Origin of the sequence: Campylobacter sp. US42a (assembly GCF_004379055.1) — a bacterium.
Lineage (GTDB): Bacteria > Campylobacterota > Campylobacteria > Campylobacterales > Campylobacteraceae > Campylobacter_D > Campylobacter_D jejuni.
The window spans coordinates 109,643-125,026 of record NZ_RYYK01000006.1; the positions used below are offsets into that span (position 1 = coordinate 109,643).

Below are 15,384 nucleotides of genomic sequence, written 5' to 3' on the forward strand. Positions count from 1 at the left end.
TTATCATTCTGCTTTTAAAGCAATCAAAACACCTTCTATCATTTTCTTAATATCCCCATCAAGGATATTATCCACTTGAGAAAAAGCTTCTCCGCTGCGATTGTCTTTGACTTGCTGATAAGGGAAAAGTACATAAGAGCGGATTTGATGTCCCCAGCCTATCTCGCTTTTTTCTCCAGCATTAGCACTATCTTGTTGTTTCATGAGTTCAAGCTCATAAAGGCGAGATTTTAGCATTTTAAAAGCAGTGGCTTTGTTTTTGTGCTGACTTCTGTCATTTTGGCATTGTACAACTATACCAGTTGGAAAATGTGTGATTCTCACGGCTGATTCTGTTTTATTAACATGTTGTCCGCCTGCACCACTTGCTCTGTAATAATCTATTCTTATGTCTTTTTCTTCGATTTCAATTTCTATATCATCATCAAGTTCAGGGCTTACCATAACACTTGAAAAGCTTGTATGACGGCGTCCTGCACTATCAAAAGGAGAAGTTCTCACCAAACGATGGATACCATTTTCAGCCTTCAAATAACCATAAGCATTTTCGCCTTTAACCAAAAAGCTCACATCTTTAAGTCCTGCTTCTTCGCCTTCTTGAAAGTCTAAAGTTTCGACTTTAAAACCTTCTCTTTCGCAAAATCTTAAATACATTCTATAAAGTATGCTTGCCCAGTCATTACTTTCCGTTCCACCTGCACCTGGGTGAATGGAAACAATGGCATTTTTACCATCATTTTCCCCACTTAAAAGCATGGAAATTTCAAGATTTGTGATAGTATCTTCAAGTTTTGGTGCATCATTAAATAAAGCTTCAAGCGTTTCTGTATCGTTTTCGCTATTGGCTAGATCGAAAAGTTCGTTTGCGTCATTTAGTGCATTAAAAGCATTTTCATAGTTTTTAAGTAGATTGGTGATTTTGGTTTTTTCTTTTCCTATGATCCCTGCTTGTTTCACATCACTCCAAAAAGAAGGAGAATTTTCAAGCTCTTCGATTTCTTTAAGCCTTGTTTGGATATTTTCAGGCTTGATGATGGAGGCTATGTTGCCGACTTTGTTTTTTAAAGTTTTTAAAAGTTCGCTAAATTCGTAATTATCCATAAAATTTCTTTGCTATAATTATATTTTTAAAATCAAAAATTATATCAAAAGAAAACTTTAATATAGGAAAAAAATGTCAAAACTTTATCTTGTGTCTTTAGGTTGTAATAAAAATTTAGTCGATAGTGAGATCATGCTAGGACGCCTTAGTGCTTATGAACTTTGCGATGAACCAAGCAAAGCCGATGTTTTAATCGTAAATACCTGTGGTTTTATCGATAGTGCAAAAAAAGAAAGCATTAATGCGATTTTGGATTTGCACGAACAAAGAAAAAAAGATTCTCTTTTGGTGGTTACGGGTTGTTTGATGCAGCGTTACCGCGAAGAACTTATGAAAGAACTTCCTGAGGTTGATCTTTTCACAGGTGTGGGTGATTATGAAAGAATCGATGAAATGATACTTAAAAAAACAAATTTATTTTCAAATTCGACTTATTTGCAGAGTGAAAATTCCAAACGTATTATCACAGGTTCAAATTCCCATGCTTTTATAAAAATCGCCGAAGGTTGTAATCAAAAATGCTCTTTTTGTGCCATCCCAAGTTTTAAAGGCAAGTTAAAATCTCGCGAAATAAGTAGCATTATAGCTGAGCTTAAAGATTTGGTAGCTAGAGGTTATAAGGACTTTTCTTTTATCGCGCAAGATACGAGTTCTTATTTGTTTGATAAGGGTGAAAAAGATGGGCTTATACGCTTAATCGATGAGGTGGAAAAAATCAAAGGCATAAGAGCGGCTAGAATTTTATATCTTTATCCTACGAGCGCGAGTGAAGCTTTGATCAAACGCATTATAGCTTCTGAAATTTTTGTAAATTATTTTGATATGCCTTTACAGCATATAAGTGATAATATGCTTAAAATCATGAAGCGTGGGGCAAATAGCACAAGACTTAAAGAAATGCTAAATTTAATGAAAAGTGCGCCAAATAGTTTTTTACGCACGGGCTTTATCGTAGGACATCCAGGTGAGAGTGAGGCGGATTTTGAAGAGCTTTGTGAGTTTGTTAAAGACTTTGGTTTTGATAGGATAAGCGTTTTTGCGTATTCCAAGGAAGAAGATACGGCCGCTTTTGATATGGAGCAAGTGCCTTTTAAAGTGATCAATAAAAGGCTTAAAATCATAGAAAAAATTGTTGATGAAGTGATAGAAAAAAGTTTTGAAAAAGAAGTAGGGCAAAAGCGTTTAGTAGTTTGCACAGGAGAAAGTAGCGAGGGAGAGTTTTTCATCGCAGCCAAAGATCTAAGATGGGATAGAGAGATTGATGGGGAAATTCTTATCAATGAAAGTGAATGTGGAAATTTAGAAATGGGGCAAATTTATGAATGTGAAATTTTACAAAACCTTGATAAAAAGCTCCTTGCTAAGGCTTTAAGAAAAGTAGATGCAAATTAAAGATGAAATTTTAGCCCTTTTAAAAAAGGGTAAAAATTTACTCGCTTTTTCTTATGGAAGTGATTCTAGTGCGCTTTTTTATCTTTTAATGCAAGAAAAGATCGACTTTGATCTTGTGATGATAAATTACAAAACTAGAAAAAATAGTGATTTAGAAGAGTTAAAAGCTAAAGAACTTGCTTTGAAATTTCATAAAAAAATTTTTATAAAACACGCTCCTAAATTTCAAAGTAATTTTGAAAAAAAAGCTAGAGATTTTCGCTATGAATTTTTTGAAAAAATTTGTCTTGAGCAAGATTATGATCATCTTATCTTAGCCCATCATTTAAACGATCAGTTTGAGTGGTTTTTAATGCAACTTTCTCGTGGGGCAGGTTTGGCTGAAATTTTAGGTATGCAAGAGTGTGAAAAACGCCAAAATTATACACTGTTACGTCCTTTGCTCTTTATAAGTAAAGATGAAATTTCATTTTTTTTAAAAGAAAAAGATATTTTTTATTTCCATGATGAAAGTAATGAAAATGAAAAATATTTTAGAAATTATATAAGAAAAAATTTCTCTAATGCCTTTGTGAGTAAATTTCATCAAGGTTTAAAAAGAAGCTTTTCTTATCTTAGTGAAGATAGGAAAAAACTTTATGATTTTGAAAATATCAAAGAAATTCAAGGACTTCTTATTTGCCCTAAAAATGAAAGCTTGATCGCTAGAGCGGTGAAAATGAAAGGTTTACTTTTAAGTACGGCACAAAGAAAAGAGCTTTTAAAGGGTGATTGTGTTTTAGGTGGTAAAATAGCACTTGTATATAAAAATGAACAAGCTATTGTTTTTGAGTACGAAACTTGTCAAAAATTACCTAAAAATTTTAAAGAAGAGTGCAGAATAGCCAAAATTCCAAAGCTTTTAAGAGCTTATTTATATAATCATAAAATCGATATTTCAAGCCTTAGCTTTTAGTTTTAAAATTTTTTGATAGGCTAAATGTGTGAGAAAAATCACAAAAAACACTTGCAAAAAAAGTCCTAAAAGTGGCACTGATGAGAGTAGATAAAAACAAAGAGTGCTAAATTTAAACTCTAAAGGCGAAAAATCAGAATGAAAATTTTTAAAACTTTCTTTGTCTAAAATCGTGCTTGCAACATCAATCATTAAAAGTTTGTGAAAGAGATAATAAAAGGCAAGATAATATACAAAAATATTGATAAAAGGTAAAAATAAAGCCAAGGTACAAAGTAAAAAAATCCCTATAAATTTTATAAAAATTTTAAAAATTTCAAAGATAGTTTTTAGGGTTGAAACTTCGTTTATATTATCATAATTGTAATATTTTTGGTTGATTTCTTTAACGATAAAAGGAGTGAGAAAAGAAGTGATAAAAAGGGCTAAAAAAACCGAAGCAAAAACAACAATAAAACCTGAAAATAAAAAGCTTATGATGGTGATTAAAATTTGCACAAAATGAAGGGCATAAAACCACGCCCAAAACGAATCCTCTCCAACGCTAAATAAAGAATTAAAATAATCAAGCAAGGCTGAAAAACCAAGTACTCCTAAAAAAAGCATAAGTACAAGGCTAAAAATCAAAGGAATTAAGGCAAATTTTAAAAATTTAAGACTTAAAAAATCTTTGATCGAAAGTTTTAAAATATCCAAATTATGCCTTTTTGTAGCATTCTTCTAGTTTTTTATAAATAGTGTCAAAATCAAGCTCTTGTTCTAAAATTTGAGCTAAAACTTCATTGTCTTCTTTGCCATTCCAAGTTTTTTTATAGCTACCATCTTTGTAACCATTGTTTTGTCTAAAAATATTTAAAACATTTTTTCCTATGTAGGTTTTATAAAGAATTTCAAGATTTAACCCACATTTAATAGCTAGAGTAAAATAGGTTGAAAGCAATTCTCCAAGATTAAATCCAAAACCACTGCATTTGTGGATAATAAGCTCTATATCATTTAAAATACCATAAATATCACTCTCATTAGGATGCTCTTCTTCTTTGCAAAAATCCTGAAACACGCTTACAGCATTGACTTCTGTAGCTATAGCTTTGAAATCTTTACCGTTTTTATCGCGATATTCTTCAAGTAAAAGACTTAAGATAAAATGCCAAATATCAACAATCTCTATGCGTACATTTTCCCAATTTGTTGGACTTGAAATGTTTTTCCAATGTTTCCATGCAAAAGAGTCTATAAGTTCTGCACATTCCATATAAATACAGCGTCTCCAACTGATCAGTTTTCCTTCTTTAGTATAGCCATTTTCCCAATTTAAGCCGTTTGTTTCATCGTTGAGTTTTTGTTGGAGTTTGAGCATATTTTCTAAAATTTCGATATTTGTCATTTAAAACTCCTTGATAATTTTTAATATTATATGATTTAAGCGTAAAGATTTAAACTATCATCTGTCTTATCTTGATTTTCCTTGGCTTTTTCTTGTTGTTTTTCAAGTTGTTTTTTCATTTGTTCTAAAACTTCATCAAGAAGTTTTTTGCTATCTTCAAGCATAGAAGTGTTGATATCTTTATCATCTGTTTGATTTTGTTTTAGTAAATCACTGAGTTTATTTGTAAAATTATTCATAATAGCATTTTGATGGTTTTCATCATTTGGTGTTGGTAGAACATTTGCCATTTGCATAGCTGATTCTATAATTTCTTTTGGTTTTAACTCTCCGACTTTAGAATTTGCTAAAAAGTCTTTGATCATAGGTTCAACTTCTTTCATAGCATTTTTAATCTCATCAAGATCATTTTGTGTGAGCTTAGAGCCCTCAAAAGTAAAGCTAAAGCCATACTGACGCTTAAGATTAAGAGCCTTGCCTTCTTCATTATTTGCATAACTTACGCTTTGATTGTCATACATAGATAAGGCTAAATGTTTGCCACTTTTTGTTGTATAATCCATCGAAAAACTTTGGTTTCTGCTAGCATCAATTTGCATTTCTTCCCCTTATATTTATAGTTTATAAAATTATAATCGGTTATTTTTAAAAATATTTTAGTATAATTTTTACAATATGGATGAAAGAATTTTAGAATTTATAAAAAATGAGCAGCTTTTATCTTGGGCTATGATTGATGAAAAAGGTGTTTATACAGCTAGTGCTTTTTATGTTTTTGATGAGAAGAATTTAGCTTTTATTATCGCTTCTCATGAAGATACTAAGCATATAAGATTAGCTAGTGAAAATTCAAGTATAGCGCTTAATATAGCCAAAGAAAGCAAAATAGCCTTTTTAAAAGGTGTGCAAGCTAAGGCCGAGTTTAAAATGGCAAGCAAGGAGCAAATGAAAATTTATTTTTCTAAATTCCCCTTTGCTAAACTTGATAAAAGTGCAAAAATTTATGCTTTAGAGCTTTTTTGGCTTAAATTTACTAACAATGCTTTAGGACTTAGTAAAAAACTTGAGTTTTGTAAAAAATAAATTTTTATGATTTTGTTTAAAAAAATGAGTTATGATTATAGTTTATGTAAAATTGTTAGGTATAGAAAATAAATGTTCAATGTAATTCACGCTTTATTTTTTAGAGAGTTAAAAACTAGATTTGGAAAAAATAGGTATCTTGGATATATATGGGTAGTTGGAGAGCCTATGAGTGTTGTGCTTTTGGTGACTATTATAGGAACTGTTATTAGGGAATATCATCATCAAGTTATGCCTGAAGGAATTTCTATTTTTATGTTTTTAATTTCAGGCATTATGCCTTTTTTTATGTTTAGAAGTATAGTAACTCAGCTTATGAATGGCACTCAGGCAAATTTGGCTCTTTTTGCTTATAAACCAGTAAAACCTATACATGTATTTATTGCTAGAACTTTGCTTGAATTTTGTATTTATTTTGTGATTTTTATCACCGTGCTTTTTTTTGCAGGGTGGTTCTTTAGATTTGATATATTTCCTATTCATTTGCTTGGAGTTTTATTTTGTATTTTTTTGCTTATGTGTTCAGCTTTTGCTTTGGGGATTTGTTTTGCTATTATTTGGCATTTTGTAGAGCCTTTAAGAACTTTATTAGCTTATTTTAGCATAGCGTTTTATTGGAGTTCTGGGATTATATTTCCCACCTGGTTAACTCCTCGTCCTTTACTTGATATATTTTATTATAATCCTTTGCTTCACATAATGGAGCTTTTAAGATTTAATTTTTTTGAGAATTATCCTTTACAAGATGAATATAGTTATTTTTATGCTATATTTTGGATTTTACTTGTTTTATTTATAGGACTTTTTATTTACTACTATAATAGACAAGCTCTAACGGCGGCAAAAAAAGAATGATAAAGTTAATCAACCTAACAAAATCCTATCCTTTATTTAGCGGTGGAAGACATTACGTTTTTAAAAATTTTACTTTTGAATTTCCTGAAAATTGTAGTATAGGTTTAATGGGATATAATGGCGCAGGCAAGTCCACTCTCATGAGACTTTTAAGCGGGGCAGAGCTTCCTGATAGTGGTAAGATAATTACTAATAAAAAATTATCTTGGCCTTTGGGATTAAATGGAGCTTTTCAAGGTTCTTTAACCGCTAGAGATAATGCTAAATTTGTAGCTAGAGTATATGGTTATAAGGGCAAAGAACTTCAAGAAAAAGTAAAATTCGTAGAAGATTTTGCAGAGCTTGGGAAATTTTTTGATGAGCCTATGAAGACTTATTCTTCGGGAATGAGTGCTAGGATAGCTTTTGGACTTAGTATGGCCTTTGATTTTGATTATTATTTGATTGATGAAGCAGGAGCTGTTGGAGATCCTGCTTTTAGGGAAAAAAGTGTGAAATTATATAGAGAAAGATTAAGCAAATCAAAAGTGATTATGGTATCTCATAATGTAGCTGAAATTAAAGAATGGTGTGATAAAATAATTTATATGAAAAATGGACAAATTACGGTTTATGATGATGTAGATGAAGGAATAGCTGTATATCAAGGAAAAGTTTAATGGAAGAAAATAAAACTTTATTAGAAAAAATCAAAGATTTAAGTATATTTGATTCTTTTAAAATTGTTTGGTTTATAATGATTTTTGTTGTGATTTATTATACATTGATTGCAGCACCAAGATATGTAAGCACGATGATTTTAGATGTTAGATCAACAAGTGGAGAAAGTGCTCAAACAAGTGGAATCTTGTCTTTGCTTAGTAGTACTTCTACAGCAAGCGAAGATTTAAATTATCTAAAAGGTTATATAGAATCAAGTGATATGTTAAAGATTTTGGATGAAAAAATCAAACTTAAAAATCTTTATCAAGAACAACATATAGATTTGCCTTTTAAAATTTGGGATTCAAGCTCGATAGAATCTTATCTTAAATACTACCAAGCAAGAGTTAAGGTTCATACGGATGAAACCACTAAACTTTTACAGGTAGAAGTAGAGGGTTTTACACCTAAATCAGCTCATTTGATTGCTCAAGCTATTATGCAAGAAAGCGAAAAATTTATCAATGAAATCTCTCATAAAGCAGCTAGAGAACAAATGGCTTTTGCTGAAAATGAAGTACAAAAATACAAAGAACGATATCAAAAAGCACAAAATGATTTGATTGCTTTTCAAAATAAATACGGAGTTTTTGATCCTTTAAAGCAAGCTGAAACTAAAGCAAGTTTGGTTGCGCAAATTGAGGCTAATCTAGCTCAAAAAGAAGCTAAACTTTTAACTTTACAAAGCTATATGAATGATGCAGCACCTGAAGTAGTAGCACTTAAAGCAGAAATTGAAGCAATCAAAAAACAACTTTTAAGGGAAAAATCTAAAATTTCAGCTAACAATTCTTCTCAAAAGCTTAATGATTTGGCTGCTAAATTTCAGGATTTAACTATAGAAGCTACTTTTGCGCAAAAAGCTTATGAAGCAGCTTTAAAAGCTTATGAAAGTGCTAGAATAGAAGCATTAAGAAAAATAAAACAACTTGTCATCATCCAAAGTCCAGATATTCCAGAAAGTGCAAAATATCCTGAAAGAATTTATGATATTTTAACAGCGTTTATTGTATTATCTTTGATTTTTGGGATTGTTAAATTTATTAAAATGATAATAGAGGAGCATAAGTATTAAAATGAAAAAAATATTAATTTTATTTTTTAGTTGTATTTTATGTTTTGGAGCTGTTGATGTTTCACAAATCATTTCAGCGGAGGATCAAGGTTCTACTACAACTAGTATAGATCAAAATTTAAGCTCAAATTATGATATAGCAAATAAAGAAAATAATCTTACAAAAATTCATCAAATTTTAGTATTTGGTGCTCATCTTTTTAATGGAAATTTTAAAAATTACAATCAAAGAGTTTATAACCCAGATTACAAGATCGCAGTCGGTGATCAAATCAGTCTTAAAATTTGGGGAGCTGTTGAGTTTTCGCAAGTTTTAGTGGTGGATTCTCAAGGAAATATTTTTATCCCTAAAGTAGGAGCTGTAAATTTACTAGGTGTGAAAAATAGTGCCCTTGTAAGTGTTATAAAAGCACGTGTTAATAAAATCTACAAAAGCAATGTTTTTGTTTATGCAGATATGAATGCTTATCAAAATGTCAGTGTTTTTGTAACAGGAAGTGTTAATGCTCCAGGACTTTATCAAGGACTTAGTTCGGATTCAGTGATACAATATCTTGATAAAGCAGGGGGTATAAATTTAGAATATGGAAGTTTTAGAGATATTCAAATTTTGCGCAATAACAGTGTGATAAAAAATATCGATTTGTATGATTTTTTGCTAAAAGGGCAAATGGATCTTTTTCCTTTTAGAAGTGGAGATGTTATCTTAGTAGGAAATGTTCAAAATTACGCTTTTGTTGATGGCGATGTGCAAAGACCTTTTCGTTTTGAACTTTCAAATGATATTAAAACTTTAGCTGACTTAGCTAGAGTATCAGGTGCTAAACCTATCGTAACCAATGCTATCGTAAAAAGTTATGGTGAAGATCATAAACTTGATGTCAGTGCTTATAATAAAATGCAATTTTCAAAAGTTTTACTTAGAACGGGAGATGAGGTAGAATTTCACCCTGAGTATGTTTCTGAAAATATAACTATAAGTGTAAATGGTGAGCATAATGGTTTAAAAACTTTAGTTGTGGGTAAAGGAACGACTTTAGAAGATATTTCTAAACTAATCAAGGCTAATCCGCAATCAAACATGCAAGCTTTGCAAGTATTTAGAAAAAGTGTAGCTAGAACTCAAAAAGAACTTATCAATGCTCAGCTTAAAGAGCTTGAAACTCTAGCTTTAACTAGCAGTTCTGTTACAGCTCAAGGCGCAGCTATAAGAGCTCAACAAGCAAAAACGATTTTAGAATTTATTCAAAGAGCTAAGCAAGTAGAGCCTAAGGGTCAAATTGTCATTGATAATCCAAAGTCTTATAATTCGGTTATTTTAGAAGATGGCGATACTATTAATGTACCAAGCAAGAATAATCTTGTCATAGTTCAAGGCGAGGTTTCTTTACCTGGGGCTTTTGTGTATGATAAGGGCAAAGATTTAAGATATTATATTAATCTTGCAGGAGGTTATGGAGAAAGAGCGGATACTTCAAAAGTTTTGGTAATACGAAGCAATGGAAAAGCTGAAAAATATCATAGTGGTATAGATATGAAACCAGGCGATTCTGTGTTGGTATTACCAAAAGTGGATAGTGAGAATTTGCAAATTTTTTCAATGTTAACTCAAATTCTTTATCAAATTGCTATCGCAACCAATGTTGTGCTTAATCTTTAAGGTTTAAAAATGAATACTCTTGAAATAGCCAAAGAAGTTTTTGAAAAAGAAGCGCAAGCTATTTTGGATTTGGCTAAAAATTTAGATGAAAATTTCAATCAAGCTGTGAATTTGATGCTAAATACTAAAGGGCGTTGCATAGTTAGTGGTATGGGCAAATCAGGTCATATAGGTGCTAAGATAGCAGCTACTTTAGCAAGCACAGGAACACCAAGCTTTTTCATCCATCCAGGAGAGGCTTTGCATGGAGATCTTGGAATGTTAACTCCAGAAGATGTTTTAATTGCTATTTCAAATTCAGGAGAAACTGAAGAAATTTTAAAAATCATTCCAGCTATAAAAAAGCGTAAAATTCCACTTATAGTAATGTGTGGTAAAAAAAATTCCACCCTTGTAAAGCAAGGTGATATATTTTTAAATATAGCTGTGGAAAAGGAAGCTTGTCCTTTGCAGCTTGCTCCTATGTCTTCGACAACGGCAACTTTGGTTATGGGGGATGCTTTAGCTGCTGCTTTGATGAAGGTAAGAAATTTCAAGCCTGATGATTTTGCCCTTTTTCATCCAGGGGGGAGTTTGGGACGTAAGCTTTTAACCAAGGTAAAAGATCTTATGGTTTCAAGTAACCTTCCTATAGTGCATCCTGATACCGAATTTAACGATCTTGTTGATGTGATGACTAGTGGAAAATTAGGGCTTTGTGTGGTACTTGAAAATGAAAAATTAGTGGGTATTATCACTGATGGGGATTTGCGTCGTGCTTTAAAGACAAGCGATAAACCAAGGTTTGATTTTAAGGCCAAAGAAATCATGAGTACAAATCCTAAAGTAGTTGATGCTGATGCTATGGCAAGTGAAGCAGAGGAGATCATGTTAAAATATAAAATCAAAGAAATTATAGTAGGGAAAGAAGAAAGGGTTGTAGGGATTATCCAGCTTTATGCTATAGGAAATGTTTAATGCCTCTTTTATCTGTTATTATTCCTTTTGGATTAAGTAAAGAACGTCATTACATAGAAGAAAGAGTTCTTCAAAAAGCTAAATTTTTTCAAAGCGATGAGAATATAGAATTTATTTTCGTTGAAGGATATTCATCTAAAGATCACGAGCTTAAAAATTTTATCCAAGCAAACCATCATATTTATCTTAAAGATATGGAGCAAAAAGCTTTTTCTCAAGGAAAATGCAGAAATTTAGGAGCAAGTTGTGCGCATTCAAATGTTCTTTTATTTTTAGATGTGGATTGTTATATTTCCTTGGATAATTTTGAAAAAATTTTAAAACTAATTAAAATTAAAAATATTTCTCAAAATATCAATACTTTGATAGTTTTACCTGTGGTGTATCTTAATAAAGAAGCTAATGAAAAATTAAAACAATACGATGAAGAATTTTGGGATATTTTGATACAAGAGGATTTATTTATAGCAAAAAATACTTGGGTAAAATTTTTTGCTCCAAGTTCTACTTCAAGTATTGTGATAAATAAATATCAGTTTTTAAGATTGGGCGGAAATGATGAAAATTTTATTGGACACGGTTATGAAGATTTTGATCTTTTTGCTAGAATTTTAAAAGCTTGTGTGAGTTTTGAAAAAATGCCTACTAATTTAAGCTATGATGCTAGAAATTGGAATTTTTTTAACTTTAAAGGTTTTAGATCTTGGTTTTCATTGCTTGGTTATGAAGCTTGTTTTTATGGAATTTATATGTATCATTTTTATCATATAGAGCCCAATCAAAATGCTTATATGCAAAATAAAGATAAGAATCATCGGCTTTTTTATAAACATTTAAAAAACATCAAAAAACACGATTTAAAGCCTTTGCAAGTTTTTAAAGCCAAAGGTGAAAAAGTTTTAATGCTTTTTAAAGATCAAAATTATGATTTTAAGGATATTAGTGTTTATGTGGGAGAAATCATTTATAAAAATATAAGTGATTTTTTCATAGATAAAGAGTTAAAATATGAACTTTTGTTGAATTTTTTACAACAAGAAAAAATCACTAAAATATTTTTAGATGCAAGTATAAAACTACAATTTGATGATATAGATTATTGTGATATTTTTTATTTTCAAAAAGGCATTTTACCTCATTCTTGGTTTTTTGCAAAAAAATTAGACTTGGATTATAAACAAGATTTAAATTTAAGTGAGCAAAAACTTTATCAAGTGAAAGAATATTTCTTAACTTTAAAGGAGGATGAAAAAAAAGTTATCTTGGATTTTTTAAGCCAAAACAATGATGATAAGTATGATTTGTATAAAATGCTTTATTATTTGATTAACGAGCTTTATAGTTTTGAACATGAGGGAATTTTTTATCAAATCATCATTGATAAAGAAAAAATGCTGATGGCACAAAAACATGATAAAAGCTTTTATCCTTTAAGATCTTTTGTTTATAAACCTTATTTGCATGAGCTTAAGAGTATAAGACCTTTTTCATTTTTGATGAAAATTTTAGGTTTAGAGTATCTTGGTGCTATGATTTCACATACTAAATTTTATCGCTTGGCAAGAAAATTGTTTTTTAATCCTAAGGGATTTTTTGAGGATTTAAGAGCTAAAAAGGCTAGAAATTGATATGTTGTTAAAAGCAAAGCATAAAAAAAATATATCTTTCTTCTTTAAAAGTTTGTTAATTTCCCTGCAAAATTTTCTAAAACAATTTAAACCTAAAAAATACAAAGCTTATAATAAATATGTCATAGTTTCAGCAGTTTATAATGTAGAAAAATATTTAGATGATTTTTTTAAGTCTATAATCAATCAAAGATTAGATTTTAAAAATAATATTTATCTAATTTGCATTGATGATAGTTCTACTGATAATTCAGCTAATATCATTAAAAAATATCAAAAAAAATACCCAAAAAATATTATCTATCTATACAAAGAAAATGGCGGTCAGGCAAGTGCGAGGAATTTAGGTTTAAAATATTTAAAAGAAAATGATTTAAATATTCTTTGGGTAACCTTTACTGATCCTGATGATTTTTTAGATAGGGATTATTTTTATGAGGTAGATAGTTTTTTAAAAAAACAAAATAATATAGCTATGGTGGCTACAAATATTATTTTTTATAGAGAAAAAAGAAAGATTTTATATAAAGATACTCATGCTTTAAATTTTAAATTCAAAAGACAAAAAAGTGTTTATGATAATATAAAATTAAATGAAAATATTCAACTTTCTGTTGCATCATGTTTTCTAAGATGTGATTATCTTAAAGATACTTTTTTTGATGAAAATTTGATCTTAAATTTTGAAGATGGAAAATTTATTAATATTTATTTATTTAAAAATTTAAATCTAAAATCTGTATTTTTAAAAAATGCAAGATATTTTTATAGAAAAAGATTTGATAAAAGTTCCACTTTAGATAAAAAAAATGAAAATAAATTTTACTATTTGGAAATTTTAGAAAAAGGATATTTGGAGCTTTTAAATTTCGTAGCAAAGCAAGATAAAATTCCTATTTTCATACAAAATGTTATTTTGTATGAACTATTTTGGCAGGTGCAAGAACTGGTTAATCATCCTGAAAAATTATCTTTTATGAATCAAGCTAAAATTTATAAATATCTTGATTTACTTGATCAAATTTTTTATTTTATTGATAAGCAGAGTTTAATAAAATTTAATTTTAATCCTTTTTTGTTTTTATACAAAATGGGATTTTTACATTGTTTTAAAAAAGAAAAAGTACCCATAGATAAAGTTTTTATTGAACAAATAGATGATAAAAATGATGAAATTTTGATTAAATTTTATACAGCAGATATTAATGATGAAGTTAAAATGCTTTTTGATGATAAGTCAGCTAAAATTATTTGTTCAAAAATTAGACAATATGATTTTTTAAACCGAGTTTTTATCTATGAAAGAAGAATTTGGCTTAAATTTTTTGTAGATGCTAAAAATATGATTTGTTTTATTAACGATAAAAAGGTTGATATAATCTATCAAGAAAAAAGATGTACTTCTTATAATATTTCTTATGAGATTAAAAAGCTAAAAAAAAGAAGGGCTAAGAATAAATCATTATGGCTTTTTGCTGATATGCCTTTTAGGGCTGATGATAATGCTGAACATTTATATCGTTATGTTATGAAAAATCATCCTGATAAAAATATTGCCTTTGTCCTTAGAAAAAATTCTCATGATTATAAAAGACTAAAAAAAGAAGGTTTTAAACTGGTTGATCCAAAAAGTTTTAAATTTAAATATTTAGTTTTTAAGGCTGATAAACTTATTTCATCTCATATTGATAGGTATTTTTTTGAAGCTTTGGTAGAAAATACTTTAAAGACTAAAGATTTTGTATTTTTGCAACATGGAATTACTCAGAATGATTTATCTTCTTGGCTGAATCAAAGAAAAATTGATTTATTTATTACCGGAATGCAAGATGAGTATGATTCTATAGCAGGAGATTTTAATCGTTATAAATTTACCCCCAAAGAGGTAAAATTAACGGGATTTCCTAGATGGGATGCTTTACTTAAAAATAATAAAATAAAGACCAAACAAATTCTTATTATGCCTACTTGGAGAGAATATATAGTAGGTTCTTATAGTAAAAAATTAATGAAAAGAAGATTTAATCCAAAATTTTATGAAAGTGAGTATTTTTATAGATGGGGTTCTTTTTTACACAGTAAAAAATTACAAGAACTACATGAAAAATATAATTACAAAATAGTTTTTGGTCCTCATCCACAAATTAGACCTTATTTGGAAGGTTTTAATTTGCCAAATTATATTATAATACCTTCTGCTGAAATGAGTATGCAAAAGCTTTTTTGTGAATCATCTTTAATGATAACAGATTATTCAAGTGTGGCTTTTGAGATGGCTGTTTTAAAAAAGCCCGTGATTTATTATCAATTTGATAAAGATGAGTTATTTGCAAAACATACTTATACTCAAGGTTATTTTGACTATAACAAAGATGGATTTGGAATTGTAGTTTTAGATATAGATAATCTCATATATGAATTAAAAATGAAGCTACAAAACCATAGTTTTAAAAATAATTTTTTAACCCCTAAGGCAAATTCTTTAGAAAAAGTTACACAAGCAATTTTATCCATCTAACTCCTTACACATTTTTTCAAATTCTTGATAGTATTTCCATGATGCTACTATATCCGGACGATGTTGTTTG

The 15,384-nt window shown here is 29.4% G+C and carries 14 protein-coding genes; 10 read left to right on the forward strand and 4 right to left on the reverse strand.

Going from position 1 to position 15,384, the window contains the following annotated elements; translation table 11 throughout:
- Positions 1-3: 3 nt before the first annotated feature.
- On the reverse strand, positions 4-1,101 hold the full coding sequence (gene prfB / locus ELQ10_RS06875; protein ID WP_134250390.1) for a peptide chain release factor 2: 1,098 nt from the start codon (positions 1,099-1,101) through the stop codon (positions 4-6).
- Positions 1,102-1,174: 73 nt separating this feature from the next.
- Between prfB and rimO the strand changes: the two genes are divergently transcribed.
- Both rimO and tilS read left to right on the forward strand, forming a co-directional pair.
- Positions 1,175-2,494 (forward strand): 30S ribosomal protein S12 methylthiotransferase RimO, encoded by a 1,320-nt coding sequence (gene rimO / locus ELQ10_RS06880; protein WP_134250391.1) that lies wholly within the window; start codon positions 1,175-1,177, stop codon positions 2,492-2,494.
- Entirely contained in the window at positions 2,484-3,449 is a 966-nt protein-coding gene (gene tilS, locus ELQ10_RS06885; protein ID WP_134250392.1) for a tRNA lysidine(34) synthetase TilS, read from the forward strand. Before rimO ends, tilS begins: the two co-directional genes overlap by 11 nt.
- Here the strand turns inward: tilS and ELQ10_RS06890 are convergent.
- Genes ELQ10_RS06890 through ciaI form a run of 3 tightly spaced genes read right to left on the reverse strand, consistent with a single transcriptional unit; the run spans position 3,432 to position 5,435 of the window.
- Positions 3,432-4,145, reverse strand: coding sequence for an EI24 domain-containing protein (locus ELQ10_RS06890; protein WP_070210348.1), 714 nt, complete (start codon positions 4,143-4,145; stop codon positions 3,432-3,434). The two genes, tilS and ELQ10_RS06890, sit on opposite strands and share 18 nt — an antisense overlap.
- 1 nt (position 4,146) lies before the next feature.
- Complete coding sequence (gene dut, locus ELQ10_RS06895; RefSeq protein WP_002936466.1) at positions 4,147-4,836, reverse strand: dUTPase; 690 nt, start codon at positions 4,834-4,836, stop codon at positions 4,147-4,149.
- A 35-nt stretch (positions 4,837-4,871) separates the two neighbouring features.
- The gene (ciaI, locus tag ELQ10_RS06900) at positions 4,872-5,435 is read right to left on the reverse strand and encodes an intracellular survival protein CiaI (protein ID WP_002922215.1); all 564 of its coding nucleotides are present in this window, start codon (positions 5,433-5,435) and stop codon (positions 4,872-4,874) included.
- 76 nt (positions 5,436-5,511) lie between these two features.
- Here ciaI and ELQ10_RS06905 point away from each other — a divergent pair, with 76 nt between their 5' ends.
- From ELQ10_RS06905 to ELQ10_RS06940, 8 genes are all read left to right on the forward strand, one after another.
- Entirely contained in the window at positions 5,512-5,919 is a 408-nt protein-coding gene (locus ELQ10_RS06905) for a hypothetical protein (protein WP_002874151.1), read from the forward strand.
- Between the two features lie 72 nt (positions 5,920-5,991).
- Entirely contained in the window at positions 5,992-6,774 is a 783-nt protein-coding gene (gene kpsM / locus ELQ10_RS06910) for a capsule polysaccharide transporter KpsM (RefSeq protein ID WP_002922213.1), read from the forward strand.
- Positions 6,771-7,433, forward strand: a complete 663-nt coding sequence (locus ELQ10_RS06915; protein ID WP_002851179.1) for an ABC transporter ATP-binding protein — start codon at positions 6,771-6,773, stop codon at positions 7,431-7,433. Before kpsM ends, ELQ10_RS06915 begins: the two co-directional genes overlap by 4 nt.
- Positions 7,433-8,551 carry a capsule polysaccharide transporter gene (locus tag ELQ10_RS06920; RefSeq protein ID WP_002922211.1) on the forward strand — a complete coding sequence of 373 codons (1,119 nt, stop codon included), beginning with the start codon at positions 7,433-7,435 and terminating at the stop codon, positions 8,549-8,551. Before ELQ10_RS06915 ends, ELQ10_RS06920 begins: the two co-directional genes overlap by 1 nt.
- 1 nt (position 8,552) lies before the next feature.
- The gene (locus ELQ10_RS06925) at positions 8,553-10,211 is read left to right on the forward strand and encodes a polysaccharide biosynthesis/export family protein (RefSeq protein WP_002922210.1); all 1,659 of its coding nucleotides are present in this window, start codon (positions 8,553-8,555) and stop codon (positions 10,209-10,211) included.
- 9 nt (positions 10,212-10,220) lie between these two features.
- Positions 10,221-11,168, forward strand: coding sequence for a KpsF/GutQ family sugar-phosphate isomerase (locus ELQ10_RS06930; protein WP_070210346.1), 948 nt, complete (start codon positions 10,221-10,223; stop codon positions 11,166-11,168).
- Positions 11,168-12,796: a galactosyltransferase-related protein gene (locus ELQ10_RS06935; protein ID WP_070210345.1), complete on the forward strand. Its 1,629-nt coding sequence runs from the start codon at positions 11,168-11,170 to the stop codon at positions 12,794-12,796. The genes ELQ10_RS06930 and ELQ10_RS06935 overlap by 1 nt, the downstream gene beginning before the upstream one ends.
- A gap of 1 nt (position 12,797) precedes the next feature.
- A complete protein-coding gene (locus ELQ10_RS06940) occupies positions 12,798-15,314 on the forward strand; it encodes a CDP-glycerol glycerophosphotransferase family protein (RefSeq protein WP_134250393.1) in 2,517 nt (838 codons plus the stop codon).
- The last annotated feature ends 70 nt before the right edge of the window (positions 15,315-15,384 follow it).

Coding starts and splice junctions, on each gene's coding strand:
- prfB (WP_134250390.1), bottom strand. CDS start 1,101: ATGGATAATTACGAATTTAGCGAACTTTTAAAAACTTTAAAAAACAAA.
- rimO (WP_134250391.1), top strand. CDS start 1,175: ATGTCAAAACTTTATCTTGTGTCTTTAGGTTGTAATAAAAATTTAGTC.
- tilS (WP_134250392.1), top strand. CDS start 2,484: ATGCAAATTAAAGATGAAATTTTAGCCCTTTTAAAAAAGGGTAAAAAT.
- dut (WP_002936466.1), bottom strand. CDS start 4,836: ATGACAAATATCGAAATTTTAGAAAATATGCTCAAACTCCAACAAAAA.
- ciaI (WP_002922215.1), bottom strand. CDS start 5,435: ATGCAAATTGATGCTAGCAGAAACCAAAGTTTTTCGATGGATTATACA.
- ELQ10_RS06905 (WP_002874151.1), top strand. CDS start 5,512: ATGGATGAAAGAATTTTAGAATTTATAAAAAATGAGCAGCTTTTATCT.
- kpsM (WP_002922213.1), top strand. CDS start 5,992: ATGTTCAATGTAATTCACGCTTTATTTTTTAGAGAGTTAAAAACTAGA.
- ELQ10_RS06915 (WP_002851179.1), top strand. CDS start 6,771: ATGATAAAGTTAATCAACCTAACAAAATCCTATCCTTTATTTAGCGGT.
- ELQ10_RS06920 (WP_002922211.1), top strand. CDS start 7,433: ATGGAAGAAAATAAAACTTTATTAGAAAAAATCAAAGATTTAAGTATA.
- ELQ10_RS06925 (WP_002922210.1), top strand. CDS start 8,553: ATGAAAAAAATATTAATTTTATTTTTTAGTTGTATTTTATGTTTTGGA.
- ELQ10_RS06930 (WP_070210346.1), top strand. CDS start 10,221: ATGAATACTCTTGAAATAGCCAAAGAAGTTTTTGAAAAAGAAGCGCAA.
- ELQ10_RS06935 (WP_070210345.1), top strand. CDS start 11,168: ATGCCTCTTTTATCTGTTATTATTCCTTTTGGATTAAGTAAAGAACGT.
- ELQ10_RS06940 (WP_134250393.1), top strand. CDS start 12,798: ATGTTGTTAAAAGCAAAGCATAAAAAAAATATATCTTTCTTCTTTAAA.